Genomic DNA, 1095 nt, shown 5'->3' with positions numbered 1-1095 from the left:
CCATAGTCTCTTGTTAGGCATATTATATAGGAGCACTGTATATAATACGGCTAGAAAATAGAAAGAGTATAAAATAACAGTAGAGCAAACTTATCCATTCGATTTAACAGCAGGACTTTGCCAAATTATGATTTATTGTCACACAGCACTGCATGTGGTGAAGCTAAACTAAATCTACATTATCTGCAATTGACAAAAACAACAATATCAGCTATTTACTATTGCACTTCGTTATTTTATCAGCATTTTGTATATGCTTTCACATACCATATCTAATGTCTCAGGAGGCATCTTTTTAAAACGTTCAAATTGTGGTGCTATTGAAGCGAGGGATTCTGTTTGTTCAGGAGACCCATCTGCATAATTTTCTAAAAAATATAGTTCCATATCTCGAAATCTAGAATCTATAGCATCATGCTTTATGTTATTAACTCCATCATAATAATTAGAACAGACAGCCAGGCTAGCATACATTTTCCCTCTAATTTCAGGGGTTAATTCAGTTGCGTTCGCGGATGATATAGAGAGCATGCAGGCCACAGCTGTGATAACCAAACATTTGATAAATTTGTTCACTAGTTTATCTCATTTTTTTCAATTATTTATGAGGCTCTGAATCGGTAAATCCGATTCATCGTTAATAGTAACCTCCCATTGCAACTCCACTTTGCTGATTTCAGTCGTGTACCTCAGCGCCGACTGTCTATGGTGCCTATTTTTACTCAATAACTATTAAGTAATAGTACCCCTACTTCCATCATTGAAAGCTAAATGTACAAGTAAATCAGCTCAACAATAAAGGTCGCCATACTTTATTTAAAGCATGTTACCTTGCATATCTAATGATCGTCAAGCGATTAGAAAACAAAGGCGAGAGAGAACCTTTACTGTAATCAACATAATTGTTAACAGCTTTTTGACAGGCATAAAAATGAGTCTCTCTTAGAGACTGATATTGCGAGTTTAACTGCTCATCTGCACCCTATTTGCCTAACGCCGCATTAAGTGGTGAGCAACGCCACTCACCCTGTCTAAACCACTGTGACATAAACACTTAAATTGAAGAAAGACGAAAACGCCAAGCGTTGGGAATCC

Annotated in this window: 1 protein-coding gene; it reads right to left on the bottom strand. The window is 36.5% G+C overall.

From position 1 onward, the window contains the following. Positions 1-231 precede the first annotated feature (231 nt). Positions 232-576, bottom strand: a complete 345-nt coding sequence (locus tag FCV43_RS18480; RefSeq protein WP_136995994.1) for a hypothetical protein — start codon at positions 574-576, stop codon at positions 232-234. Between the last annotated feature and the right edge of the window lie 519 nt (positions 577-1095).

Source organism: Vibrio genomosp. F6, assembly GCF_005146325.1.
Classification (GTDB): domain Bacteria; phylum Pseudomonadota; class Gammaproteobacteria; order Enterobacterales; family Vibrionaceae; genus Vibrio; species Vibrio cortegadensis.
The sequence above is the reverse complement of the archived record's forward strand: the minus strand, read 5'-3'. Positions and strand labels throughout refer to the sequence as shown.